The organism is Streptomyces sp. NPDC002588, assembly GCF_040295925.1.
GTDB lineage: Bacteria > Actinomycetota > Actinomycetes > Streptomycetales > Streptomycetaceae > Streptomyces.
In genome coordinates, this window is the sequence record NZ_JBEOWF010000036.1 from 53,289 (window position 1) to 78,346 (window position 25,058).

Here is a 25,058-nt window from a genome sequence, read left to right on the forward strand (position 1 = left end):
GACATTTGTCATGGGGAGTGATGACACCTCGCACTGCCGTCGGCCGCCGTCCGCCGGGAAGCTCGAGGCATGGACACGAATGAACACGTGATTGAGGTCACCGGCCTCCGGCGTGTGTACGGGGGCGGGTTCGAGGCGGTCCGTGGAATCTCCTTCCACGTCGGTCGCGGCGAGATCTTCGCACTGCTCGGCACCAACGGCGCCGGCAAGACATCCACCGTCGAACTCCTGGAGGGCCTCGCGCGCCCCGACGGCGGACACGTCCGCGTCCTCGGGCACGATCCGTACACCGAAAGGGCCGTGGTGCGGCCGCGCACCGGGGTGATGCTCCAGGAGGGCGGCTTCCCCTCCGAACTGACCGTCGCCGAGACCGGGCGGATGTGGGCCGGCTGCGTCAGCGGCGCCCGTCCCGTCGGCGAGGCGCTGGCCCTGGTCGGACTCGCGGGGCGCACGGACGTACGGGTCAAACAGCTGTCGGGCGGTGAGCGGCGCCGCCTCGACCTGGCGCTCGCCCTGCTCGGCGACCCCGAGGTGCTGTTCCTGGACGAACCGTCGACCGGCCTCGACGCCGAGGGCCGCCGCGACACCTGGGATCTGGTCCGCGCGCTGCGCGAGTCCGGTACGACGGTGTTGCTGACCACGCACTATCTGGAGGAGGCCGAGCAGCTCGCCGACCGGCTGGCCATCCTGCACCGAGGGCGTATCGCGGCCGCCGGGACACCCGGCGAGGTCACCGCGGCGCAGCCGTCCCGGATCGCGTTCGAGCTGCCCGAGGGGTACTTCGTCGGCGATCTGCCGCCGCTGGGCGAACTGGGCGTGTGCGGTCACGAGGTCGACGGGCGTGTTCTCCGGCTGCGGACCCGGGAGCTGCAGCGGGCGGCCACCGGGCTGCTGGTGTGGGCCGAGCGGGCCGGGGTCGAACTGCGTGGGCTGGACGTGCGGTCGGCCTCACTGGAGGAGGCGTTCCTCGGGATCGCCCGGGAGGCCTCGGAGCGTGCGGATGCGGAAGGGGTCAGGGCATGAGCGGGGATGCGGTGCGGAGTCCGGGCAGGGGTCCGGTGACCACGCCGGTGAGCCGGATGGCCGCCCTCGCGCGGGCCGAACTGACCCTGCTCGGGCGCAGCAGGGGCACGGTCGTCGCGGCGGTGCTGTTGCCGCTCGTGCTGCCGGTCAGTCTCGTGTCGGTGGTCGACGACATGGACGTGGAGGACGCCGGCCTCACCACCGGCCTGGTGCTGCTGCCCGCGGCGATCGGCTTCTCCCTGTTGTTCGGGGTGTACTCGGCGCTGACCGCGATCTACACCGCCCGGCGCGAGGAACTGGTGCTGAAGCGGCTGCGCACCGGGGAGTTGCGGGACACCGAGATCCTGGGCGGCTCCGCGCTGCCGGTCCTGACGACCGGGCTGGTGCAGTCCGTGGTGCTGGTCGTGGGCTCCACCGTCCTGTTGGACATACCGGCACCGAAGGCGCCCCATCTCGCCGTCCTGGGGCTGCTTCTGGGCCTGGTGATGTGTGCGGCGCTGGCGGCGGTCACCGCGGCCGTGACCCGGACGGTGGAGAGCACGCAGGTCACCACCATGCCGATGGTGCTGGTCTCGATGATCGGCTCCGGGGTGACCGTACCGCTGGAACTGCTGCCCGACCGGCTCGCCTCGATGTTCGAACTGCTGCCGCTGACACCGGTGATCACACTCGTGCGCGGCGGCTGGACCGGCGAGTTGAGCGGGCTCGGCGCCCTGGGCGCCGTCGGCACCGCACTGGCCTGGACCCTGCCGGCCGTGTTTGCTGTACGGCGGTGGTTCCGGTGGGAGCCGCGGCGCTGAGGACGGGGGCGACGGACATGCGCGGGCCGGGGGGCTGGTGGCGGCGGAAGAGCACGCCGGCGAAGTTCGAGACGTACACGCGATGGTCGTTCCACTTCTTCGGGGTGAGCGAGGTGGTGGCGATCGGTCTGCCCGCCCTCGGCTCCCTGGGGCCTGGGCTGGGCGGAACGCTGCTGGCGCTCGTGACGCTGCACTGCGGCGCCTGCATGCTGACGGTGTCCCGGGCGGTGGACTGGACCCGGGGACGGCGGGCGCAGCCCGTGCGGCTGCTGTGGACGCTCGGCGTCCTCACCGCGGTGATCGCCGTGGCGGCCGTCGGGATCGCCCAGCGCGGTCCGGACGGCGACAGCGTCGACGCCGCCGCGAGCGGGGTCTTCGGAGTCGTCGTGATCATCGGGGCCGGGGTCATCGCGCTCGGCGTACGGGACCGGCGGCGGGTGTACGCGATCGTGGGCGGCTTCGCCCTCGGCACCGGAGCGGCCTCGTTGCTGCTCGACGTGCCCGCGCCGGCCACCGTGCTCGGCATGGCGGGCGTCCTCCTCGGAAGCGGGCTGCTCGCCTTCACCGCGATCTTCTCCGTCTGGCTGCTGGACGCCGTCTACGCCCTCGACGAGGCGCGTGAGACGCGTGCCCGGCTCGCCGTCGCGGAGGAACGGCTGCGGTTCGGGCGGGATCTGCACGACGTGATGGGGCGCAACCTCGCGGTGATCGCCCTGAAGGCCGAACTGGCGGTGCAGCTCGCGCGGCGGGGGCGGCCGGAGGCGGTCGAGCAGATGGTCGAGGTGCAGCGGATAGCGCAGGAGTCGCAGCGGGAGGTGCGGGATGTCGTACGGGGCTATCGGGAGGCGGATCTCGCGGTCGAACTCGCGGGCGCGAAGGGGGTGTTGAAGGCAGCCGGGATCGACTGCGAGGTGTGTGGGGAGGCCGGGACGCTGCCCGGTGAGGTGCAGTCGGCGCTCGGGTGGGTGGTGCGGGAGACGACGACGAACGTGCTGCGGCACGGTGACGCCGGCCGGTGCTCGGTGGGGTTGCGGGTGACGGAGGGGCGGGTGGTCCTGACGGTGGAGAACGACGGGGCGAAGGAGAGCGAGGAAGGAAGCCGCGGATCGGGGCTCGCCGGGCTGCGGGAGCGGCTGCGGCAGGTGGACGGGACGCTGGAGGCCGGGTTCGCGGGGGCGGGGGTCTTCCGGGTGGTGGCGGAGGTGCCCCTGAGCAAGACGGGTGCGGTGAGTGGGGCCCAAGGGGCGGCAGACGGGAAAAATGCTGTGAGCGAGGTCACTTCATGACGGTGCGGGTGTTGCTCGCCGACGACGAGCACCTCATCCGGGGAGCGCTGGCCGCGCTGCTCTCCCTGGAGGACGACCTGGTGATCGTCGCCGAGGCGGCCACCGGACCGGAGGCGCTGACGATGGCACTGGCGCACGAGCCGGACGTGGCCGTGCTCGATCTGCAGATGCCGGGCGCCGACGGTGTGAAGGTCGCCACATCCCTGCGGACCGAACTGCCGGGCTGCCGGGTGCTGATCGTCACCAGTCACGGCCGGCCCGGACATCTGAAGCGGGCGCTCGCGGCGGGTGTGCGCGGATTCGTCCCGAAGACGGTGAGCGCCCAGCGGCTCGCGGAGATCATCCGGACCGTGCACGCGGGAAACCGCCACGTCGACCCGGAGTTGGCCGCCGACGCGATCGCCGCCGGGGACTCGCCGCTGACCTCGCGCGAGGCCGAGGTCCTCGAACTCGCCGCCGACGGGGCGCCCGTCACGGAGATCGCCGAGCGGGCCGCGCTGTCACCGGGGACCGTACGCAACTACCTGTCGTCCGCCGTGTCCAAGCTCGGGGCGGAGAACCGGCACGCGGCGGTACGTCTCGCCCGCGAGCGGGGTTGGGTATAGTTGGCCTCGCGCCACGGCGCAGTGCGGACGTAGCTCAGTTGGTAGAGCGCAACCTTGCCAAGGTTGAGGTCGCGAGTTCGAGCCTCGTCGTCCGCTCGTGTGAAGGCCCCGGTCCACTGGACCGGGGCCTTCGTCGTGCTCTCAGCTCCAGCGGGTGCCCGTCAGGCGCTCGTACGCCTCGACGTACTTGGCACGGGTCGCGTCGACGATCTGCTGGGGCAGCGGCGGCGGGGGCTGCTCGCTCTTCCGGTCCCAGCCGGACTCGGCCGAGGTCAGCCAGTCGCGGACGAACTGCTTGTCGTACGACGCCTGCGCGCGGCCCGGCTGCCACTGGTCGGCCGGCCAGAAGCGGGAGGAGTCCGGGGTGAGGACCTCGTCGGCGATGACCAGGGTCTCGCCCTCGAAGCCGAACTCGAACTTGGTGTCGGCGAGGATGATGCCGCGGTCGCGGGCGATGTCGCGGGCACGGCCGTAGACGGCGAGGGTGGCCTGCCGCAGCTGCGCGGCGGTGTCGGCGCCGACTTGGCGGGCCACCTCCTCGTAGGTGACGTTCTCGTCGTGCTCGCCGACGGCGGCCTTGGTGGCCGGGGTGAAGATCGGGGCGGGCAGTTCGCTGCCGTCGACCAGGCCCTCGGGGAGGGCGAGGCCGCAGACCGTGCGGGACTCGTCGTACTCGAGGAGGCCGGAGCCGGTGAGGTAGCCGCGGGCCACGCACTCGACCGGCACCATCCGGAGGGACTTGCAGACCAGGGTGCGGCCGGCCCAGTCGGCGGGGGCGCCCGCGGGCAGTTCGGTGCTGAGGACGTGGTTCGGGACCAGGTCGGCGAGCTGGTCGAACCACCACAGGGAGAGCTGGGTGAGGACTCGGCCCTTGTCGGGGATCTCGGTGGGCAGCACCCAGTCGAAGGCGGAGGTGCGGTCGCTGGCGACCATCACGAGGTCGCCCGCCTCGTTCCGGTACAGCTCGCGCACCTTGCCGGTGTGCAGATGCACCAGGCCCGGAACCTGAAGCGGCTCGGGCTTTTCTACGAATCCGGACACGGTTCCTCCCCGTGGTTCTGTCCTATCGGCTCGATTGTCCCGTATGGGGGGCCGGGCACGGGCAGTGGGGCGGTCGGGCGAGGTGAACCGCTCAGTCGCGCTTGCAGATGCGGTCCAGGAGGTTGGCCGTGGCGCGCTGGATACGGGGGTCGACATGGCCGGGGCGGTCCAGGGCCGGGGACCAGGCGAAGGTGCCGGACGCGAAGACGAGGGCGCCGGAGGGGGCGCGGTAGAGGGACGTCTCCTGGTGGCGCAGGACACCCTTGCCGTCCGTGTACGGGGAGTGGGCGAGCAGGATGCGCTCCTCGTGGGGCGGGAGGGGGGTGCGGGGGTGGTAACGGTCGGCCTCGCCCGCGACCAGGCCTTCGATGCCCTCGCCCTCGTGGGCGCCGGTCGCCTCCCACAGCCAGTGGCCGGCGTTGCGCACGATCAGCGGCTGCGGTTCGGGGACACGGCCCGCGTACTGGATGCCGATCAGCTGCTGCTCGGCACGGTCGGTGTCCCGCCAGAGCAGGGACTTGCCGGGTCCCTTGCGTTTGCGGCAGGTGAGGAGGCGTCCGGGGACACCGGACGGGGAGGGGCCCAGCTCCACCTGCCAGTAGAGGGTGTTGGCGGAGAGGAAGACGAGGGAGGTGCCGGTGTCGCGGGCGAGTTCGACGGTGCGGCGCATGGCCTGGGACCAGTACTCGTCGTGGCCGGGGAAGACCAGGCCGCGGTAGCGGGTGGGGTCGACCCGCCCGGAGTGCAGGTCGCGGGCGTCGGCGTAGGCGAGGTCGTAGCCGTAGCGCTCGGCCCAGCGGATGACGTCGTAGGCGTGGCCGACGTGGAGGGGGAGGCCGGCGCCCGCGTACGGCCGGTCGAAGGAGACCGTGGTCGCGGCGTCGGCCTCGCCGAGGAGACGGCCCCTCTCGTCCCAGGCGTGGTAGAGGCTGGCGCCGGTGCGGCCGTCCTCGGGGTAGAGGTTGTACGCCTGCCAGGTGACGTCGGGCAGCAGCAGGAGCAGGTCGGCGAGGCGGTTGTCGCGGACGGTGAAGGGGACGTGGGAGCGGTGGCCGTCGACGGTGGTGAGGACGGCGACGTACGCGCCGACGTTCCAGTACGACGGGATCTGCAGGCGCCAGGAGAGCCACCAGTGGTGGCAGGAGACCGTGCGGTCGGCGGTCAGCGGCGGGGGCTGGACGATGCCGGACAGACGCGGGCTGGTGGTGATCTTGGCGGCGCCGTCGCCGTCGTAGTGGCCGATGCGGTAGATGTCGACGCTGAATTCCTGGGGCGGGTCGACCGTGATGTGGAAGTCGACGGCCTCGCCGGGGGCGACCGCGCCGGTGGAGGTGAACCCCTTGATCTGGCGGCGGACGTCGTCGGCGGAGCGGGGACCGCCGGACGCGGTGCGGGGGGCGGGGACACGGGGGGCGCCCGAGGTGGGGGCGGGGCTCTGGTCGACGTACCAGGGGACGACCTGACCGGTGTCGTCGAAGTACGTCTCGGTGCCGCGCAGCCAGGGGAGGGGGCCCTGGCCGAAGGGGTCCGAAACGGCGTGGGCAAGTGCTCCCGACTCCCATCGGCGGATGTGCTCAGGTCCCGGTGCCATGGCGCTCCCTCCCTGGTGCCCCGTGGTCGTCGGTGCGGTTCTGGTGCGGTCGCTCGATGCGGTGCCGGTGCCGAGGTCGTGTCCTATGTCGCGCGCCCATGCCATGGGCGCTATCGGTCCCAGCACATCACATAACGCGCGCAGACAGTCACTATTCGTTGCGAATTGACCGAAAGTGGAACCAGGGGGTCCGTTCCGGGCGGCGACGGCTCCGACGGGTACCGCTCCGGGCGAACCATGGGGCGGGGGTGGGGGTCAGCCGAGCCGTACCGGTTTCTCCGGCCGTATGCCCAGTTCCACCAGCCAGGCCCGCAGCGGGGCCGCGTCACCGTCCTCGACGAGGCTGAGGACGCGGGGCGCGAGGTCGGCCACGCGCTCGCCGTCGACGAGGAGGGTGGGGCCGTCGAGCCAGTCGAGGCCGGGCATCGCGCCGACGGTGTCCATCGCCGCGCAGCAGACCATCGCGGTGACGTGGTCGGCGAGGAGTTCACGGTCGGTGCGGGGCGGCTGGAGCGGGAAGAGGGGGAGCGCGCCGTCCTCCCAGAGCGGGCCGTCGGGGCCACCCTGGCCGACGCCGGGCGCCGGCGGCGTCGCCGCCTCCTCACGGGCCACCTCCGTACCGAGCCGGGCGCCCAGAGCGGTGCTGCGGGGGTTGGGAGCGGAGAGCCCCTCTGCCTCGCCGCCGCCGTGATCGCCGTCGTCGGCTTGGGCGGGGGGTGGGGTTGTCGTCTCGGTGACGGGTGGAATGTGCGGGGTGTCGGCCGGGTGGGGATTGCCGGTCGTCCCGCGGTCCGCCAGGTGGTCCAGTACACGGGCCAGGGTCGGGCCGGACGGTGCGGGGCCGGTGGGGTGCAGGGCGGGGTGCAGGGGGACGGGGGCGGCGCCGAGGGTGTCGAGGACTCGGTGGAGGCGGGCCGCGTCCGTGCGCCATTTGCGGTCGACGACCTCCTCCGGATACTCCTGCCAGTCCACCGGGGACCAGTCCGGGCCGGGCTCCGCGGGGCCGCCGTGGAAGAGGCGGGCGGCGAGCAGGGACGCCGCCTCGTCGACGACACCGGGCTCTTCCAGCAGGTCACAGGCGGGGCGCTCGCCGAGGCGGGAGGCGAACCCCTCGGCCAGCCGGTCGCGCCGGGACAGCTCGGTGAGGGCCGCGACGACACCCGCGTCCAGCCGGGAGGGCCAGCGGCCCATCCGCCAGGCGGGCAGCGCGACCCTGGTCAGCAGCCGGTCCCAGCCCGCGTAGGCCAGGCCCACCTGCTCCTGGGCGACGATCCGCAGACCGTAGTCCACAGCCTGTGCGCGCTCGGCGGCGGCCGCCGCCACCCCGCGCTCCATCTCGGCGGCATGCACCTGGCAGCCGCGCAGCATCAGCCGTGCCGCCCAGCCGATGCCCGAGCAGACCAGCCGGACGCCGGGACAGCGCGCCCGCCTTTCGGCGGCGACGGCCACGGCGGCGTCCAGCCCGCGCACGAAGCGCCGGGCCGCAGCTATGTCGGGGTGCGCCGAAGGGCCCGTGCCGGCGACGACCGGGGCAAGGACGGCCCGCAGCTCGCCGACGCGCATCCACCACAGGAACGGGGAGCCGATGACGAGGACGGGTGCGGCCGTCGTACGACGCGAGAGGTGGTGGCGGCCGGAGCCTGCTATCTCGTCCCTCGCACGGGGCTCGGGCGCGCCGTGGGCCGGGTGGGTGCGGTCCTCCAGCCAGCTGTCGCAGTCCGGGGTGAGCGCTATGGCGGAGGGCGCGGGGACGTCGAGACGGTCGGCGAGGTCGCGCACCAGCCGGTACAGGTCCGGTGCCGCCTCCTCGGCGATGGCGACCGTGGGACTGAAGGCCGGGCGGGAGCGGACGACGACCAGGGCGACGACGGCCGCGGCGAGCAGGACGAGCAGCGCCACCGCGGACACCGCCCAGCGGGCCGTGTACCACCCGGAGCCCACGAGGTGGCCGGTGGAACCGCCCGCCAGCAGGATCACCGCGGCGGCCGCGGGCAGCAGCGCGGCCGCGAGCGCCCGGCTGCGAATGCGCAGCACCGCCAGCGCCCGGGCCCGCGCGGCCTGCGCGCCCACCTCCACACCGATGCCGGTCACTACCGGTCCTCACCCCCTCCCCGTCTCGGACTCCTGGCTCTCCTGCTCTTGCTCACTCCCCCACTGTGGCACCCGCCACTGACATCGCAATGCCGGTGGGCCAAGTGCCGGAATGCTTGCGCCGCACCCTAGTTGGCACTCCGGCCCCCGTCAGCCGGATGGGGCAGCGCTCACTCGATGGAATGGCTTTGGGGAAAGGTGGATGACGGTGGGCAATGATCAGGCCCCGGGTTCCGGGGGAGTCCGCGAGGGACTCCCGTCGTGCCCGGGGCCTGGGAGATATTGCCTGCTCGGTGCCCGTTCTCCGGCGGGTTACGCGCCCGCCGCCGCCTTCGCGGCGATGTCCGTTCGGTGCTGGGAGCCGTCGAGACCGATGCGCGCGACGGCCCGGTACGCCCGTTCGCGGGCCCGGGTGAGGTCGGGGCCGGTCGCGGTGACGGACAGGACGCGGCCGCCCGCGCTGACGACCGCCTCGCCATCCTGCCTGGTCCCGGCGTGCAGCACGTACGCGTGCGGGGCGTCCTCGGCGGACACCTCGCCGAGGCCGGTGATCGGGTCGCCGGTGCGCGGGGTCGCGGGGTAGTTGTGCGAGGCGATGACGACGGTGACGGCCGCGTCGTCGCTCCAGCGCAACGGCTCCAGGTCGGCGAGGTTGGCGGTCGCCGCGGCCATCAGCACACCGGCCAGCGGGGTCTGCAGACGGGCCAGGACGACCTGGGTCTCCGGGTCGCCGAACCGGGCGTTGAACTCGATGACGCGGACACCGCGGGAGGTGATGGCGAGGCCCGCGTAGAGCAGCCCGGAGAACGGGGTGCCACGGCGGCGCAGCTCGTCGACCGTCGGCTGCAGAACGGTCTCCAGGACCTCCTCCACCAGCTTCGGGTCGGCCCACGGCAGCGGCGAGTACGCGCCCATGCCGCCGGTGTTCGGGCCCTCGTCGCCGTCGAGCGCGCGCTTGAAGTCCTGGGCGGGCTGGAGCGGGAGGACCGTCTCGCCGTCGGTGATCGCGAAGAGGGAGACCTCCGGGCCGTCGAGGAACTCCTCGATGACCACGCGCTCGCAGCCGGCCGCGTGCGCCTTGGCCGCGTCGAGGTCGTCCGTCACGACGACGCCCTTGCCGGCGGCGAGACCGTCGTCCTTCACGACGTACGGCGCGCCGAAGGCGTCCAGCGCCTCGGCGGCCTCCTCGGCCGTCGTGCAGACGTACGAACGGGCGGTCGGGACACCGGCCCCCGCCATGACATCCTTCGCGAAGGCCTTCGACCCCTCGAGCTGCGCGGCCTCCTTGGACGGCCCGAAGACCGGGACACCGGCCTCCCGCACCGCGTCGGCGACCCCGGCGACCAGCGGAGCCTCCGGGCCTACGACGACCAGCTCGGCGCCGAGTTCCACGGCCAGCGCGGCCACGGCCCCGCCGTCCAGGGCGTCGACCCCGTGCAGCTCGGCGACCTCGGCGATGCCGGCGTTGCCGGGAGCGCAGTGCAGCGCGGTGACGGCGGGGTCGAGGGACAGTGAGCGGCACAGGGCGTGTTCGCGGGCGCCGCTGCCGATGACGAGGACGTTCACGGGGGTCAGCCTAACGGGCGCGGGCCGGGGTGGTTTGTGCGGGCTTCCGAAGGTCGGGGCGCCGGGTGTTCGTAGGTTCCTCCGAGACGGGGCACGCCTGTGGACCGCTGCACGCCCCCGACACCTGGATGTCCCCTCACCCTGCCCGCGCCGCCCGCCTGCCGGTTGCGCCCGCCGGCGCGATCTCTGCTCACCGGCGCGCTCTGCCGGCCTGCGGGCGCTACTCGTTGGTGAACTCGTCCACGACCGTCGCTCCCAGCTCGCGCACGATCAGTTCGTGGCCGGACAGGGCCGACTCGTTGAGGTCGGGGTCGTCGTCCTCGGGGATGTCGTCCTCAGGGGCGACCGGTTCCGGGGCGGGGGGCCGGGACGGGGCCGCGGGTGCGGGGGCCGAGGCGGGGCCGGACGCGGGGCTGGAGGCGGGTGAGGGGCTCGCGGGGCCGGAGGCCTGGTGACTGGCGGGGGCGCCGCCGCCATATCCGCCGGTGCTGCCGCCGCCTGCGTTGCCGTACCCGCCCGTGGCGCCGTATCCGCCCTGTGGCCCGCCGCCGCCCGCACCGCCGCCGAAGCCGCCGGCCGGCGCGGGAGCCGAACCGCCGGAGGGGTCGATCACGGCCTCGATCTTCCACTGGACGTTGAACTGCTCGCCCAGCGCCTGCCGCAGCACTTCCTCGCTGCCACTGCTCGCGAAGTTGTCACGGGCACCGGCGTTGACGAAGCCGAGCTGGAGGGTGGTGCCGTCGAAGCCGGCGACATGGGCGTTCTGGCTGAGGAGGATCCAGGTGAAACGGCGGCGGTTCTTGACCGCCTCCAGGATGTTGGGCCAGAGCATGCGGGGATCGACACCACCGGCGGGGGGCGCATAGGCGGAGGGGGCGGAGGCCCCGGGCGCCTGGGCGGGAGGAGCGGCGGGGGCGGCCGGAGCGGCGGGGGAGGGGGCGGGTGCCGCGGGGGGCCGTGCCGCTCCCCCGCCCGCGGGTGCGGCCGTGGGCCAGCCGCCGGGCCGACGCCCGCTGCCGGCGGCGGTGGGCGTGGGCCAGGCACCGGGAGCGGGGGCGGGAGCGGCGGGTGGTTGTGCCTGGGGGGCGGGGGCCTGGGCCGCGGCGGGAGCGGGGGCAGGCGTGGGCGTGGGAGCAGGGGTGGGAGTGGGAGCAGGGGTGGGAGTGGGGGCCGGTGTGGGCGTACCGCCTGCCGGGCCCCGTACGGCCGCACGGGCTGCGGCGGCCCCGCCACCCGGCGGAATGGGGGTGTCATCGGCCTGGGGGGCGACGCCACCGCCGTGGGCCTCGGGGCCCGGGACGTACCCCATGGACATGGACGGCGCCGCGGGCATGGCCGCCGTACCGCCGCCCGTGGAGAAGTTCACGCCGCGCTCGATGCGGTCGAGGCGGGCCATGACGGAACGCTCGTCGCCGTAGGCGGCCGGGAGCATGACGCGGGCGCAGATCAGCTCGAGCTGGAGGCGCGGGGAGGTGGCGCCACGCATCTCGGTGAGCCCCTCGTTGACGAGGTCGGCGGCGCGGCTGAGCTCGGCGGCGCCGAAGACGCCGGCCTGGGCCTGCATCCGCTCGATGACGTCGGCGGGAGCGTCGATGAGTCCCTTCTCGGCCGCGTCCGGGACGGCGGCGAGGATCACGAGGTCCCGCAGCCGCTCCAGCAGATCGGCGACGAACCTCCGAGGGTCGTTGCCGCCCTCGATGATCCGGTCCACGACCTCGAAGGCGGCCGCTCCGTCGCCCGTGGCGAAGGCCTCGACGACGGAGTCGAGCAGCGAGCCGTCCGTGTACCCGAGGAGGGAGGTGGCCATGGCGTACGTCACGCCGGCGTCGGTCGCGCTGGCGAGCAGCTGGTCCATGACGGACATGGAGTCACGGACGGAACCTGCGCCCGCCCGCACCACGAGCGGAAGAACGCCGTCCGCGACGGGGATGTTCTCCTTCCCGCACACCTCACCCAGGTAGTCACGGAGCGTGCCCGGGGGGACGAGCCGGAACGGATAGTGGTGGGTGCGCGACCGGATGGTCCCGATGACCTTCTCGGGCTCGGTGGTGGCGAAGATGAACTTCAGATGCTCCGGCGGTTCCTCGACGACCTTGAGGAGCGCGTTGAAACCGGCCGACGTGACCATGTGGGCCTCGTCGATGATGTAGATCTTGTAGCGGCTGCGGGCGGGGCCGAAGAAGGCCTTCTCCCGCAGGTCGCGGGCGTCGTCCACACCGCCGTGCGAAGCGGCGTCGATCTCGATGACGTCGATGGAACCCGGGCCGTTCCTCGCCAGGTCACGGCAGGAGTGGCACTCGCCGCAGGGGGTCGGTGTCGGGCCGTTGTCGCAGTTCAGGCAGCGGGCGAGGATACGGGCACTGGTCGTCTTGCCGCATCCGCGCGGGCCGCTGAACAGGTACGCGTGATTGACCCGGTTGTTCCGCAGCGCCTGCTGCAGCGGGTCGGTGACATGCTCCTGCCCGATGACCTCGGCGAACGACTCCGGGCGATAGCGGCGGTACAGCGCGAGAGACGACACGCATACGAGGTTATAGGCGCCCACTGACAACCGAGGCCCCCGCACGGGCCCGGTCCGGCCGGGGGAACGCAAGCGCCCCCCACGCACCCGCCAGAGCCGACCTACCCTTGCTGCCTTCCGGCCCTGGGGGAGTTCAGTCAGATAGCGCCGCGTGAGGGGCTGCCCAAACAGTACCCGATCCCGACCGGCGGGAACGAGTTCGCGAGCACTCCTCTCGGTCATGTAATGTTTCCGGCGGAGGATTCGCCTAGAGGCCTAGGGCGCACGCTTGGAAAGCGTGTTGGGGGCAACCCCTCACGAGTTCGAATCTCGTATCCTCCGCCATTGCTCTCACCGGGCAATACGTCGAAGGGCCCCACCTCGCGGTGGGGCCCTTCGACGTTGTCCTCCGGCACAGCAGCACGTGGGCGGTATGCCCTCGTCCAGGCGGTGGTAGACCGGCCGAAGGGCCAAGGTCGACTTCATCGTGCGGAAGGCGCGTTCCGCTTCCAGCAGGTTCCCCACACGGATCGAGAACTCCCAGGTCGCCGTCCACCTCGTCTACGCGGGTACCCGAGGCCATGCGGCGGTGGACCGGGAAATCTACCTCCCGTGGTCCTCCCGACCGCTGCCGGGCGGTGGAGCTCGGCGAGGATGTCGTCTTCGCGACCGAGCCGGAGCCGGCCGCGGCGGCAGCGGCACGGCCCTCTCGGAGCCTCGCCGGAGGGACACGGATGGTCATCCGGCTGCCGCGCGACAGCGCCGCCCGACCACCCGGAGACCGACTGGCACGCCGTTGAACCTGACATCTCGGCACGCCCGCTGAGCATCGCGGTCGCGGGGCGCGACTTGGCCGGCAACACTGCACGAGATGACTCGTCTGGTCGGCCGTGACCAGCGCGGCACCGGAAGGCCGCCGCTGGGGAGGGTCATGTCCCGCGGATGTGCGACTTCGTCGGCGGCGGGGTCATCCATTCGCTGCGGCGTCGGAGTCCGCGGCGTTCGCGGCGGACTCCGCGGTGTCCACGAGGTGGGTGAGCCGGGCGAGTTCGGAGGACGAGGGTGCCGGGGTGGTGGTGGCCGACGGTGAGGAGCCGGTGGGCGGCTGGGCGGTGCCGCTTGTGCCGGCATGTCCGGCGCAGCCGGTGGCGAGGACGGCGCAGAGCAGCGTTGCCGTGACCAGGACCCGAGGCCGGATCCGGCGGGTCATGCCGAGGCTCCGTCGTTGTTGGCGGCGCACCAGGTCGTGACCTGGGCCAGGTCCTTCTTGCGCTGCTGGAGCATGGGGACGAGGGATTTGCGGAACGTGAGCCTGTCGTTGAGGTAGGTCTCGATCTGGTCGTGGCCGGCCGTCCTGGCGGCTGCGACGCGCTGTTCGAGCCGTGCGATGGAGCCACGGGCGTCGGCCGGCCCGTTCAGCCTGTTCAGGGCTCGGTCGATCCGCTTGTCGATCTTCGGGGCGCGTTTGCACAACACCTGGGCGCCGTCCCCCTGCACCGTCGCACTCGGGGTCGGGGTTGTGTCGTCGGCCGTGGCGGTGCCTGCCGCGGTGAGCAGGGCGGCCGTGGCGGTGAGCGCCACGGCAACGGTCTTCGTGCGCTGCATGGTGTGCTTCCTTCCGGTCAGGCATGGTGCCTGTCGGGGAGGAAGCTAGGAGTCGTCCTTGTGGGATTCTTGTGGGGCTGCGGCCCCGGCCAGCCAGTCCCTGCGCAGCATCGGCAGGGTGGTCTCCGCGTCCGCGGTGCCGGATCCCAACGCGGGGAGGCGTACCTCGAAACGGGCGCCGCGCTGACCGTCGGAGCGGTCGAGGATGGCGATGCTGCCGCGGTGCAGGGCGACCTGCTGGTCGATCAGGGTGAGGCCGAGGCCCGACCCGGGGCTGTCCGGGCGGCGGTGGTAGCGCCGCAGGACGGCGTCCCGCAGCGCGGGGGCGATACCCGGCCCCCGGTCCTCGACCGTGATCACCGCAACCGGCAGACCCGGCGGGCGCGAGGGGCGCAGGGTCACCTCGATCCGGGCCGGTTCGCCGTCGGACCGGCCATGCGCCCATGCGTTGGCCAGGAGGTTGTCCACCACGGAGCGCAGCCCCTGCTCCCATCCGTACACCCGCAGCCCCAGGGTGCCGTGCACCGCGATCTTCGCGTCGGAGTGCCTGCGGCGCAGGTCCGCGACCGACGCGTCCACCACCTCCATGAGATCGACCGGTCCGAATGCGTCCGCTTCGACCAGGTCCCCCTGGGCAAGGGCCCTGAGCATCACCAGCTGACCCAGCAGCCGTGCGTGCTCGCGCCGCAGGTCCTCCAGCACCTCGGACCGTTCGGCGTCCGCCAGGTCGGGGTAGTCGGCGAGGATGTCCAGATTGGTGCGCATGCTCATCAGCGGAGTGCGCAGTTCGTGCGAGGCGGCTGCGGAGAAGGAGCGGGCGGTCTCCAGCGCCTCGGTGGTGCGTGCGACCTGCTGGTCGTACCGGGCCAGCACCGTCTGCAGGGTGCCCGCGAGGTCGTCGACTTCGGCGATCCCGGAGGGCGTGTGGTCCAGGCGGGCGGTGCTGGTGCGGGGGTCAAGGCCGCTGGTACGGAGCTGGAGGCGCCGCAGCGGCCGGGCGGCACCGGCCGCCACGGCCCAGACGAGGGCGCCCGAGAGCGGTGCGGCGATCAGCGCCACGCTCATCACACGTCTGCGGACCAGTCGGAGCTGGGCCTGGCTCGCGGTGTCCGGGGAGAACAGCCACAAGGTGCCGTGAGCCGCGGGCAGGCGTACGACGACGGGCACCGCCAGCACCCGCCAGCTCGCGCCGCCGGTACGTACCGTGACGGGCGCGTCCGCGTCGTCCGGCAGGGGCACCGACGGATCGGGCTGGGGTCCGCCGGAGACCGTGCCGCCGGGGCCGGTCAGCCGGATGCCCACGTCCAGGGCGGAGGTGAACAGCCGCCGCTGCCGGGCCTGTTCCACCGCGTCCGGCCGGTCGGCCGCGGTGGCCCGCAGCAGCGCCCGCGCGTCCTTCGTCACCGCCGCCGCGCGTTCCCGCAGCTGGGTGTCCTGCTCCTGGTGCAGGTCGCCGGTGACCAGCCGGAGCAGCAGCGCACCGCAGGCGAGCACCAGCAGCGGAACGGTGGCGCCGACCGCGAGGGCGATCCGGGTGGACAGCCTCATGAGGCCCCTTCGTCACGGCAGTCCCGCAGGACGAAGCCGATGCCGCGCACGGTGTGCAGGATCCGGGGCCGGCCGTCGGCCTCCAGCTTGCGCCGCAGATAGCTGACGAAAGTGTCCACGGCGTCGGTGCGCACCTCGAAGTCGTAGCCCCAGACGCGGTCCAGCAACTGGTCGCGGCTGAGCACGATGCCCGCGTTGCGGGCCAGGACCTCCAGCAGTTCGAACTCGCGGCGGGTGAGCGTCAACTGCTCGCCGTCCAGGTGCACTTCACGGGTGGCGGGTTCGAGAACCAGACCGCCGGCCCGCACCCGGTCGGTGGTCGTCGGTGGACGGCGCCGCAGCAGGGCGTGCAGCCGCAGGACCAGTTCCTGCAGCGCGAAGGGCTTGACGAGGTAGTCGTCGCCGCCGGCCTGCAGCCCGGCGACCCGGTCGGACACCTCGTCGAGAGCCGACAGCATCAGCACTGGCACGTCGTTCCCGTCCTCCCGCAGCGTCCGGCACACCTCGATCCCGGTCAGACCGGGCATGGAGATGTCCAGCACCACCACGTCCGGCGGCCGGTCGCGCACCTCGGCCAGAGCCGTCCGGCCACCGTCCGCCAAGGCCACGGAAAAGCCGTTGAGACGCAGTCCCCGCTCCAGTGAACGCCGGATGGCAGGGTCGTCGTCGACCACCAATACCTGCCCGTTCGCAGCCGCCATCCGCGCCTCCTTACCCCGTCCTCGCCACCAGGGAGAGCCGGTCCACGGCCGCGATGCTACGGGACGCGCACACCCGGCGAACCGGCCGTTCCGCCCACAAGAAATCCACAAGAACCGCCCCTACGGTGCCCTGCCGGAACGGAATGCGCCGCCTCTGACGCGGGCGGAAAACCACAGGGAGCAGGGAGCAGGGAGCAAACGATCACGCGAACACGTGACAGCGCTCGTCGGCTGCCCGCTGCTCGGCCCTCAGCCGGGTACCCGACCCGTCACGGCGGCTCACCGCGTCTGGCACGCCGAGCAGGTCTTCCACGCCACCTCGCGCCCGGCCACCGTGAGCTGATCGCCTGGTGGCACCTTGTAGGTGGGCACCTCGCCGTTGCAAAGCCGTTCACGCACCAGGAGTTCGCGGCACGCAAGGTCAACCGCGTCAACAGTGATGGCGCGCCGGCGGTCAGTCGCTTTGGGCGGCCGGCTCGGGATCGGCGTCGAGCGCATCGAGCACCGCGTCGCCGTTCTCCCTCGCCCACTCGGTCAGCGTGTGGATCGGATCGATCAGCGTCGCCCCGAGCGGGGTGAGCTCGTACTCGACGCGGGGCGGCACCTCGGCGTAGGCGTGGCGGCGGACGAGTCCGTGCGCCTCGAGCCGTCGGAGCGTCTGGGTGAGCATCTTGCGGGAGATGCCGCCGATCAGCTCGATCAGCTCGCCATGGCGCACCGGGCCCTTGCTGAGGCCGTAGAGCACGACCACCGTCCACTTGTCGGCGATGAGCTCGACCGCCAGACGCGCCGGGCAGTCGGCGAGAAAGGGATCCCCGGGACCAAAACCGCTCATGGCGCCAAAGGTACCTGCCGGTTCCTGTCAAAATCCTAGCCTGGGTTCTCTCCTCCCCTCCAAGGAAAGCCAGGAGAGTCATGCGAGTCATCACCCAGGAGACGCTCGGCGGTCCCGATGTGCTCACCGTCGTGGACGCGCCCGAGCCTCAGCCCCTTCCGACCGAGGTTCTCGTCCGCGTCAAGGCGATCGGGCTGAACCCGTTGGAGGCGCGTCTGCGCGCGGGCGAGTTCCCGCTGATCGGCCGGCCGCCGTTCGTCCTCGGCTGGGACATCAGCGGCGTGGTCGGGGAGTCGCCGCAGACGTGGCGGTTCAGGCCCGGCGACGAGGTGTTCGGGATGCCGCTCTTCCCGCGGGCGGCGAGCGCGTACGCCGAGGTCGTGTCGGCGCCGGCGTTGCACCTGGTGCGCAAGCCGGCGTCGCTCTCGCACGTCGAGGCGGCGGCGCTGCCGCTCGTCGGGCTGACGGCGTGGCAGGGCCTCGTCGACCTCGGCGGCGTGACCGAGGGCGACCGTGTTCTGGTCCACGGCGGTGGTGGCGGGGTCGGTCACGTCGCGATCCAGATCGCGAAGGCGTTCGGCGCGTACGTGATCGCGACCGCCGGCGGGAGCAAGCGGAAGCTCGTCGAGGGGTTCGGCGCCGACGAGGTGATCGACTACACGGCGGTCGACTTCACCGAGGCGGTCCGCGACATCGATGTCGTGCTCGACACGATCGGCGGCGACACCGTCGAGCGGTCGATCGGCGTGCTCCGCCCGGGCGGTCACCTGGTGACGGCGGTCGCCGAGGAGGATTCGGAGCTCATCGCCAAGTGCGAGGCGGCCGGCATGCGCTTCAGCGGCATCGCGGTCGATCCCGATCCGGTCGGCCTGCGCGGTCTCGTCGATCTGGTCGAACAGGGCAGGCTCCGGGTCCATGTGCAGGAGACGTTCCCGTTCGAGCGCGTCGCCGACGCCCACCGGCTGCTCGACGGCGGTCACCTCCAGGGCAAGCTCGTCCTCACCGTCGACTCCAGCAGTCCCCGTGAGTGTCCGACTACGTCTCGATGATGTCGGCACGAGGGGGGCGAAGCCCGTTCCTCACTGGTAGTAGAAGCACCCCCAGGCTTCGTCCACTTCTCGGCCGTACGCGTCGTCGAGGTCGGCGAGGGAGTCCTCGCCGTATTGCTGCTCGCACACCGCGTCCACCGAGATGGGCTGTGGCCTGGCTCCGGACGGGCGGGCACAGGCCCATCTGTACGCGGGGTACCGGCTGCTCGATGGTCCGCGATTGACGAGCCGGGGGAAAGCGTTCGTCGACTGACACCATTTCTCGAAGTCCGGGGCTCCGGCATTGGATCCGTATTTGGCGCACTGCCAAACGGAGAACGTCCCGTACATATTGGTCAGTCGATCGGTGTATCTCTGACCGAAGAACCCTGTGTACTGCCATCCGCAGGCATCTTCCACCATGCGGTTGATTTCTCCCCAGTCGGTGACTTCCCGGGGGTAGGGAGTCCCGTCGTTCTCTTGGCAACGGATCGAATACGCGTCTACCGGCTGCCTGTCGGTGGCCAGTGTCGCTCCTGCGTAGCCTTGATCCTTGCACCAGCGACCGAATATGTCCTCGCTCATCGGCTTGAGAACGGTCGGGTCTTCCGGGTCCCCTCGGTCAAGTGCCGAGACGGACTGGGGCGGTACGCCATGTTCTGGAGTCGCCACGGATGGCCAGTAGGACGTGAAGGCAAAGACCACGGCGGAAGTCACGGCCAGCGACATCATGCGTCCGGACATAACTGTTCTCCCGGCCCGGGAAACAAAGGTATTCATTACTGACGCTACGACACATCCGATCGCCCGGCATCCCGGGCGGTTTCCGTCCCGTTCACCGGCGTTCATGGCTGTCCCCAGGAGGGGTGACCTGCCCTCCTGGGGCGCACGCGGATCACGGGGATACGCCATCCTTGGACCCGGGACCTGGCTCCGGTCCCGCTGCGACACTCCCTGGTCCGGTGAGGTGCACCCGCATGAAGTCCCGTGCAACGCTGGCAACATGGCTGGGCGGCCTCGACGCCTCCCGTCTGACACGCGTACTCGGGACGCGGAAGGACGCCGTGTCCCCGCCGGAGCCGCGCTCGGTGGGGGAACTGGCGGACCGTCTGCAGCGCCCGGGATCGGTGGCGCTGGCCCTGCCGCGGCTCACGCTGCCGCACCTCCAGGTGGCCGAGGCGCTGGCGGCACTGGATGCGCCCGCGTCGCCCGCTGCGCTGGCGGAACTGCTGGGAGCGACGGACGAAACCGCTCGCGAACTGGCGTCTGTGCTGGAGGAGTTGGCCGATCACGCTCTGGTCTGGCCGGACGGCACGGGAAGACTCCACATGGCCGGACCACTGCGGCAGGCGTGGGACACGCCTCTGGGGCTGGATGCCCCGCTGGAGGAACTACTCGAGGGCACGACCTCCGACGAGCTGCGCGGCATGCTGGCGGCACTGGGAGTCAAACCGCCGGGCACCAAGGCGCAGCGGCTGTCCGTATTGGTGGAGCACCACAGCGACCCGGGGCAGATCGCCTCAGTGGTCGCCAAGGCCCCCGCGGCTGCCCGGGAACTGCTCGAACACCGAGCGGGGGCTGCGCCGGGGGAGCACCCGCGGTTCATCATGTTCGGGCATGCGGGCCCCGGCCTCGAACCGGGCGCCCGGTGGGCGCTGGAACGGGGACTCCTGATCGAGGACCGGCACCGCTACGGTCCGGCCCGGATGCCTGCCGAGGTGGCGCTCGCGCTGCGCGGGCCCGGCTGGCACGCACCGTTCGAACCCGTCCCGCCTTCCCCGCGACGGGCGCCCGTCACCCTGGCGGAGGTGGATCGCGAGGCGTCAGCCGTGGCCTCGGCTTTCGCTGCCCATGCCGTCTCGGTTCTGTCGGCCTGCTCGGCGGCCGCGCCGGCCCGGCTGAAGTCCGGTGGGGTCGGTGCGCGGGAACTGGCCCGGATCGGCAAAGCCGCCCGGGCCGACGACGCCGTCGTCCGCCTCGTCCTGGAGACCGCGTACGCTGCCGGGCTGCTGGAGCGGGACGGCGATCGTGTGGCGCCCACCGAGGGGTACGACGCCTGGGCGGAACAGGAACCCCCGGAGCAGTTCGCCGTACTGCTTCAGGCGTGGCGGAACCTGCCGCTCACGCCCACCCGGGCACGTGACGAGGACGAAAAGGCGCTTCCCGTTCTCGCGGGAGCACCGCCCTGCAGCGGCTGCGTGCAGGCCCGCCACGGGCTGTTGGCCGCAGCAGCGCGGCTCCCGACAGGGCAGGGCCTGACGGTCGCATCGGACATGGGGCCCCTGATCGCCTGGCACAGACCACTCGCCGACTCGTCGCCCCAGGACGGAACGCCGTTCGCCGCCGTGATCCGTGAGGCCGAACTGCTCGGTGTGCTCGCTCGTGGTGCCCTGTCCCCGCTCGGCGCGCACCTGTGGGCCGACGACATCCCAGAGCTGGGCACCACCTGCCGACGGCTGCTGCCCCCGGCCACCTCGACAGCACGGATCGGCGCCGACCTGACCGCCGTCGTCACCGGCACACCGTCCGCGCGGCTGGCCGCGCTCCTGGACTCCGTCGCCGACCGGGAGACCGGCGGCACGGCAGTGGTGTGGCGGTTCAGCGCGGGCAGCATCCGCCGGGCTCTGGACGCCGGCCGCATCCCCGACGACATCACAGCCGACCTGGCCGCTGTCGCCGCCGGGCCTCTGCCACAACCGCTGTCGTACCTGATCGCCGACACCGCGCGCGGCCACGGGCGCGTGCGCGTCGCCCCCGCCGCCTGCGTCCTCCACGGCGACGATCCCCCGCTCCTGGCGGAACTCGCCGCCCACCGCAAGCTCGCCAAGCTCGGGCTGCGGCAGCTGGCGCCGACGGTGCTGATCAGCCGCAGCCCGCTCGACACGACTCTCGCCGCGCTCCGGGCCGAGGGATACGCCCCTGTCGCCGAGACGGCCGAGGGCACGGTGCGCATCGAGGGAGCCCGGCCCAGGCGGGCCGCCGCTTCCGTTCCGGCTCCGCGCGGCACCAGCGGCACGGGCAGCGGCCGGATCGCCGCCACGCGTGCGGCGAAGGCGCCCGCCGCCGTCGACCCGGCCGCCTTGGCGGCCCGGCTGCTGGCCGCCCCGCCGCGGATTCCCGATCCGGCGCCGTTCGAGGGAGGTGCGCCCTTCGCCACGGACACCGAGGAGATCGTCGCGGGGTGGGCGAAGCGCCTGCCGTACAGCGACGTCCGTCAGCTCGCGCATGCCATCGACGCCGGTCAGGACATCACCGTCGAGTACGTCGCCGCCTCGGGCAACCGGACCGTGCGCACCCTGAGCGGCCTCGAGCTCGACCCGCCCCACCTCGAGGCCTGGTGCCACCTTCGGGATGCCGAGCGCGTCTTCACCCTCTCCCGCATCCACAGCGTCATGAGCGTCATGCCCGAACGAGAGGGGGGATGGCAGGTGACATCGCCAGACCGCGGCGGGTGGCACGGCTGAGGACGAACTGACGGAGTTGCTCGACGATGTCCGGGAGTTCCTCCGGGACTCGCTGGACAACCCGATCCCGGCACTGCTGGTCTCCGCCGAGCGGTCACTGGCCGCGAAGTTGCCGCCCCAGGCGATGAGCTGGGAGTTTCTGCGGGCCATCGGAAGCGGGGAGCGGACCTTCACCGACATCGCGCGCCGCCGGCAACATCGCCCACACCGCTCTCACCCGAGTCACGGGACGTCCTGACCGCCCGCCGCCCCGGCGATCGGCGGCTGCTGGACCCGCGGCAACGACGTGGTCGTCGATCGGGGCCGTTGTGTCGTCGGTTGCCATCGGTCGTCGCGAGATCCCCGCGGAATCGTCCGTGATCGGTAACGGCGGGATCCGGGGGCCCACCTGCTCCGTCTTGTCGAATGCACGGACGACAGCGGCGGCAAGGAACAAAGGAACAGAGGACATGAGGCGAAGCGGCGGGCGGGGTTGGTACGGCAAGGTGCTCGCGACGGCGGTCGCGGTGACCGCGGTGGCCGCCATCGCCTCGGTGGGGGGCGCGCAGCTCAGTTCCGCCGAGACGGGGACCGCCCGGGCGGGCGCCTCCGCCCATCCCGCCAAGTCGCACACCGGGACGAAGGACCTGAAGGCTGTGTCGGCGGAGATAGTGCACGCCTCGGACGGAGGCGCTCGTAGCGTCAACATCACCATCGACGACGGACCGGACCCCTCCTGGACTCCGCAGGTGCTGGAGGTGCTGCGGGAGAACGGGGTGAAGGCCACGTTCTGCATGGTCGGCACGCAGGCCCAGGCCCACCCGGACATGGTCAAGGCGGTCGTGGCGGCCGGGCACCGGCTCTGTGACCACTCGGTCTCGCACGACGTCACCATGGACAAGCAGTCCGAGGCCTACCAGTCACAGCAGATCCTGGACGCCGAAGAAATGATCACCAAGGCGTCGGGGGGCGTCCGCCCGATGTACTACCGGGCCCCGGGAGGCGCCTTCACCCCCTACAGCCGTCGGCTCGCCGCGTCCCGTGGCATGCGTCCGCTCGGCTGGAACGTCGACTCCAAGGACTTCGAGCGCCCCGGTACGGACGCCATCATCGCCACCGTCAAGAGCGAACTCCCCAACGGCCCGACCCTGCTCTTCCACGACGCGGGCGGCGACCGCTCCGAGACCGTGGCCGCCCTGCGCGAGATCCTGCCGTGGCTGAAGCAGCAGGGTTACTCCTTCGGTTTCCCCGTGCGGTGACCTCAGCCGGGGCGGCTCGGTGTGCGGCCGGGGCGGGAGTCCACCCGGCTCGGGCCGAGATCCAGCAGGTGGGGATGCTCATCGGACCGCAACCGGGAGCCGATCCCGTCGTGGCTGGCCGCCGCGCGTGGCACACCGCCCAGGTCTTCCACGGCCGCCTGATCGCCCGCCCCCGCGGTCGGGGGCCGGTCGGTCAGCGCTGGATGGGTACGTCCGCCGTCTCGCTGATCTGGTCGATGTCCGAGACCCGGATCGTCGCCTTCATCTCCCAGATGCCGGGGATCGGCAGGTTGAGATCGTCGGAGGCCCAGTAGCCGCCGCGGTCGGTGAGTTCGGCGTCGAGGGGGCCGACGTCCTGGCTGGGGAGGGTGAAGGACAGCCGCAGTTCGGGGATGGTGACGAAGCCGCCGTCGGGCCCGTAGACGACCGCCTGGACGGAGTTGTCGCCGACCCGGCCGGGGTCGAGGGTGATCTGCACCTTGCCGCGCAGACCGGGTTTGCCGAGGTCGAAGGGGATCGTCGTGACGGAGGCGACGGGCAGCCCGCCGGTCGCCTGCGTCGTCGCCGCCTCGGCCGCCGCCCTGCCCGGCAGGGTGCCCGTCAGGATCGTGGTGAGAACGAGGACGACGACGGAGACCGCGACCTCGAGGAGGACCGAGCGCCGCAGGGCCCTGCTGTGGGCGGACTCGGCGGGCGTGAGGGGCGGGGTCTTCGGCCCGGGTCCGGCGGGCGGGGCCGCGGGCTCCGGCGCGTCGGCGGCGCCCGCGGGTTCGGGGGAACCGGCGGTGGCCGGCACTGTCTCCGACACAACGGTGTCCGACGACTCCTCGGCGGCCGACGCTCGGCCCACCCGTACCGGTTCCAGCACCTTGGCCTCCTTCTGTGCGGCCGCCTCCACCGTCACCCTCCGCTCCCTCGTCAGATTGACCTGCCGGGTTACCGTGGCCCGGGACCACGCCCCCGCCGCCAGCAACAAGATCACCGCCGCCAGCTTCGCGAGCAGCACCCGGCCGTACGTCGTGCCGGTGAGCGCCGAGACCGAGCCGAGGCCGCGCCAGGACTGGTAGACGCCGGTCACCACCAGGACGGTGACCGCGATCCCGGCCACCCGGGAGAAGCGGGTGACCACGCGCGAGGGGACGGACGCGCGGGGCAGCAGGGTGATCAGGGCCACGAGACCGCCGAGCCACACCGCCATGGCCAGCAGGTGCAGCACCGAGGAGGTCATCGCCAGCGGGACCTGGATACCGGCCGACGCGTGTTCGGCGCCGGCCCAGGTCAGCGCGAGGGCCACCGCGAGGACCGTGCCCAGCACCAGGGCCGCGGGGGTCGGCTCGGGGCGTTTGCGCTGTCGCAGGAGGAGGGCGGCCGCGGCGGCCACCAGCAGGAGGCGCGCGAGCAGGGCGAGGCCCGGGCGGCCGTCCAGGGTGCGGGTCAGGCCGGACGGGTCCAGGGCCCCCGCCGGGCCGGTGCCCGCCTCGTAGGGGGCGCGCAGGAAGAACAGGAAGACGGTCGACCCGGTCAGCGCCCAGCCGCCGATCAGCAGCGGCCTGCGCAGGGGCCGGGTGTCCGGCGGGCGGCACACGGCCACGAAGGCCGCCGTACCGACGAGGAGGGCCGCCGCCAGGTAGGCGAGGTAGCGGCCGATGTTGTAGAGGCCGTCGGTGGCCGGGTTGTCGCTCCCGCCGCTGGGCAGCACCGCAGTGGTCGGGGAGGCCTTGCCGACGGAGAAGGTGAACGCGCCGGACACGGGGTGGCTGTCGGCCGACACGACCCGCCAGGCCACCGTGAAGGTGCCGGTGCCGAGTTTCTTCGGCACCTGGACCCGCACGGTGTCCGCACGGTCCTCCGCGTGCGCCGAACCGCCCAGTTCGACGCGTTGGTTCTTGGGGTCGAGGAGCCGGAAGGAGTCGTCGAGCAGGCCTACCGACTCGGTGAAGGTGAGGGTGATGCTGCGTGGGGAGGTTTTGACGACGCTTCCGTCGGCAGGGTCGGTGGAGCGGAGGGCCGCGTGCGCCGAGGCCGGCCCGCCTCCGAGGAGGAGCAGGACCAGCACGGTGCCCAGCAGCACCAGCCCTTGAAGTCGCCGTCGTCCACTGCCGTCTCGTCCGTCATCGCGCCCTTCGCTCACGTCAC

General features: G+C 72.4%; 19 protein-coding genes, 2 tRNA genes, 1 other RNA gene and 3 pseudogenes. 12 read left to right on the forward strand and 13 right to left on the reverse strand.

Going from position 1 to position 25,058, the window contains the following annotated elements:
* Positions 1-69: 69 nt before the first annotated feature.
* From ABT057_RS33855 to ABT057_RS33875, 5 genes are all read left to right on the forward strand, one after another.
* Complete coding sequence (locus tag ABT057_RS33855; protein ID WP_352347485.1) at positions 70-1,023, forward strand: ABC transporter ATP-binding protein; 954 nt, start codon at positions 70-72, stop codon at positions 1,021-1,023.
* Positions 1,020-1,823 carry an ABC transporter permease gene (locus ABT057_RS33860; protein ID WP_352347487.1) on the forward strand — a complete coding sequence of 268 codons (804 nt, stop codon included), beginning with the start codon at positions 1,020-1,022 and terminating at the stop codon, positions 1,821-1,823. Before ABT057_RS33855 ends, ABT057_RS33860 begins: the two co-directional genes overlap by 4 nt.
* A 17-nt stretch (positions 1,824-1,840) precedes the next feature.
* Positions 1,841-3,109: a sensor histidine kinase gene (locus ABT057_RS33865; RefSeq protein WP_352347488.1), complete on the forward strand. Its 1,269-nt coding sequence runs from the start codon at positions 1,841-1,843 to the stop codon at positions 3,107-3,109.
* Positions 3,106-3,714, forward strand: a complete 609-nt coding sequence (locus tag ABT057_RS33870) for a response regulator (RefSeq protein ID WP_352347490.1) — start codon at positions 3,106-3,108, stop codon at positions 3,712-3,714. Before ABT057_RS33865 ends, ABT057_RS33870 begins: the two co-directional genes overlap by 4 nt.
* Positions 3,715-3,737: 23 nt before the next feature.
* Positions 3,738-3,810: transfer RNA gene (locus ABT057_RS33875), tRNA-Gly, on the forward strand.
* A gap of 45 nt (positions 3,811-3,855) precedes the next feature.
* On the opposite strand, the gene ABT057_RS33880 is transcribed toward ABT057_RS33875, so the two are convergent.
* From ABT057_RS33880 to ffs, 6 genes are all read right to left on the reverse strand, one after another.
* Positions 3,856-4,755, reverse strand: a complete 900-nt coding sequence (locus ABT057_RS33880) for a phosphoribosylaminoimidazolesuccinocarboxamide synthase (RefSeq protein ID WP_352347492.1) — start codon at positions 4,753-4,755, stop codon at positions 3,856-3,858.
* 91 nt (positions 4,756-4,846) lie between these two features.
* The gene (locus ABT057_RS33885) at positions 4,847-6,346 is read right to left on the reverse strand and encodes a N,N-dimethylformamidase beta subunit family domain-containing protein (RefSeq protein WP_352347494.1); all 1,500 of its coding nucleotides are present in this window, start codon (positions 6,344-6,346) and stop codon (positions 4,847-4,849) included.
* Between the two features lie 255 nt (positions 6,347-6,601).
* Complete coding sequence (locus tag ABT057_RS33890) at positions 6,602-8,437, reverse strand: M48 family metalloprotease (protein WP_352347496.1); 1,836 nt, start codon at positions 8,435-8,437, stop codon at positions 6,602-6,604.
* Between the two features lie 312 nt (positions 8,438-8,749).
* A complete protein-coding gene (gene purD, locus ABT057_RS33895) occupies positions 8,750-10,003 on the reverse strand; it encodes a phosphoribosylamine--glycine ligase (RefSeq protein ID WP_352347498.1) in 1,254 nt (417 codons plus the stop codon).
* 220 nt (positions 10,004-10,223) lie between these two features.
* Positions 10,224-12,524, reverse strand: a complete 2,301-nt coding sequence (locus tag ABT057_RS33900; RefSeq protein WP_352347500.1) for a DNA polymerase III subunit gamma and tau — start codon at positions 12,522-12,524, stop codon at positions 10,224-10,226.
* A gap of 65 nt (positions 12,525-12,589) precedes the next feature.
* Positions 12,590-12,688: signal recognition particle sRNA small type (gene ffs, locus ABT057_RS33905), an RNA gene on the reverse strand.
* 72 nt (positions 12,689-12,760) lie between these two features.
* Here ffs and ABT057_RS33910 point away from each other — a divergent pair.
* Together ABT057_RS33910 and ABT057_RS33915 are read left to right on the forward strand one after the other, a co-directional pair.
* Positions 12,761-12,848, forward strand: a tRNA-Ser gene (locus ABT057_RS33910).
* 181 nt (positions 12,849-13,029) lie between these two features.
* Positions 13,030-13,207 (forward strand): annotated as a pseudogene (locus ABT057_RS33915) (IS701 family transposase); the annotation flags it as partial.
* 263 nt (positions 13,208-13,470) lie between these two features.
* Here ABT057_RS33915 and ABT057_RS33920 read toward each other — a convergent pair.
* From ABT057_RS33920 to ABT057_RS33935, 4 genes are read right to left on the reverse strand one after another with little or no spacing between them, the layout of a single operon-like run.
* Complete coding sequence (locus tag ABT057_RS33920; protein ID WP_352347502.1) at positions 13,471-13,713, reverse strand: hypothetical protein; 243 nt, start codon at positions 13,711-13,713, stop codon at positions 13,471-13,473.
* Positions 13,710-14,108, reverse strand: a complete 399-nt coding sequence (locus tag ABT057_RS33925) for a hypothetical protein (RefSeq protein WP_352347504.1) — start codon at positions 14,106-14,108, stop codon at positions 13,710-13,712. The genes ABT057_RS33920 and ABT057_RS33925 overlap by 4 nt, the downstream gene beginning before the upstream one ends.
* A gap of 45 nt (positions 14,109-14,153) precedes the next feature.
* Entirely contained in the window at positions 14,154-15,656 is a 1,503-nt protein-coding gene (locus ABT057_RS33930; RefSeq protein ID WP_352347506.1) for a sensor histidine kinase, read from the reverse strand.
* Positions 15,653-16,357, reverse strand: a complete 705-nt coding sequence (locus tag ABT057_RS33935) for a response regulator transcription factor (RefSeq protein ID WP_352347508.1) — start codon at positions 16,355-16,357, stop codon at positions 15,653-15,655. Before ABT057_RS33935 ends, ABT057_RS33930 begins: the two co-directional genes overlap by 4 nt.
* Positions 16,358-16,550: 193 nt before the next feature.
* On the opposite strand from ABT057_RS33935, the pseudogene ABT057_RS33940 reads away from it, so the two are divergent.
* Positions 16,551-16,700 (forward strand): annotated as a pseudogene (locus tag ABT057_RS33940) (phosphorothioated DNA-binding restriction endonuclease); the annotation flags it as partial.
* A 111-nt stretch (positions 16,701-16,811) separates the two neighbouring features.
* Here ABT057_RS33940 and ABT057_RS33945 read toward each other — a convergent pair.
* Entirely contained in the window at positions 16,812-17,192 is a 381-nt protein-coding gene (locus tag ABT057_RS33945) for a winged helix-turn-helix transcriptional regulator (RefSeq protein WP_352347510.1), read from the reverse strand.
* 80 nt (positions 17,193-17,272) lie between these two features.
* Here ABT057_RS33945 and ABT057_RS33950 point away from each other — a divergent pair, with 80 nt between their 5' ends.
* Positions 17,273-18,241, forward strand: a complete 969-nt coding sequence (locus ABT057_RS33950) for an NADP-dependent oxidoreductase (protein ID WP_352347512.1) — start codon at positions 17,273-17,275, stop codon at positions 18,239-18,241.
* Between the two features lie 30 nt (positions 18,242-18,271).
* Here the strand turns inward: ABT057_RS33950 and ABT057_RS33955 are convergent, their stop codons facing one another.
* Positions 18,272-18,964 (reverse strand): hypothetical protein, encoded by a 693-nt coding sequence (locus ABT057_RS33955; protein ID WP_352347514.1) that lies wholly within the window; start codon positions 18,962-18,964, stop codon positions 18,272-18,274.
* 233 nt (positions 18,965-19,197) lie between these two features.
* Here ABT057_RS33955 and ABT057_RS33960 point away from each other — a divergent pair, with 233 nt between their 5' ends.
* The 3 genes and pseudogenes from ABT057_RS33960 to ABT057_RS33970 all read left to right on the forward strand — a co-directional run bounded on the left by ABT057_RS33960 (position 19,198) and on the right by ABT057_RS33970 (position 22,922).
* Complete coding sequence (locus ABT057_RS33960) at positions 19,198-21,684, forward strand: helicase-associated domain-containing protein (protein WP_352347516.1); 2,487 nt, start codon at positions 19,198-19,200, stop codon at positions 21,682-21,684.
* 25 nt (positions 21,685-21,709) lie between these two features.
* A pseudogene (locus tag ABT057_RS33965) lies at positions 21,710-21,999 on the forward strand (ATP-binding protein); the annotation flags it as partial.
* Between the two features lie 134 nt (positions 22,000-22,133).
* A complete protein-coding gene (locus tag ABT057_RS33970; RefSeq protein ID WP_352347604.1) occupies positions 22,134-22,922 on the forward strand; it encodes a polysaccharide deacetylase family protein in 789 nt (262 codons plus the stop codon).
* Positions 22,923-23,115: 193 nt separating this feature from the next.
* On the opposite strand, the gene ABT057_RS33975 is transcribed toward ABT057_RS33970, so the two are convergent.
* Entirely contained in the window at positions 23,116-24,993 is a 1,878-nt protein-coding gene (locus ABT057_RS33975) for a copper resistance CopC/CopD family protein (RefSeq protein ID WP_352347606.1), read from the reverse strand.
* Positions 24,994-25,058 lie beyond the last annotated feature (65 nt).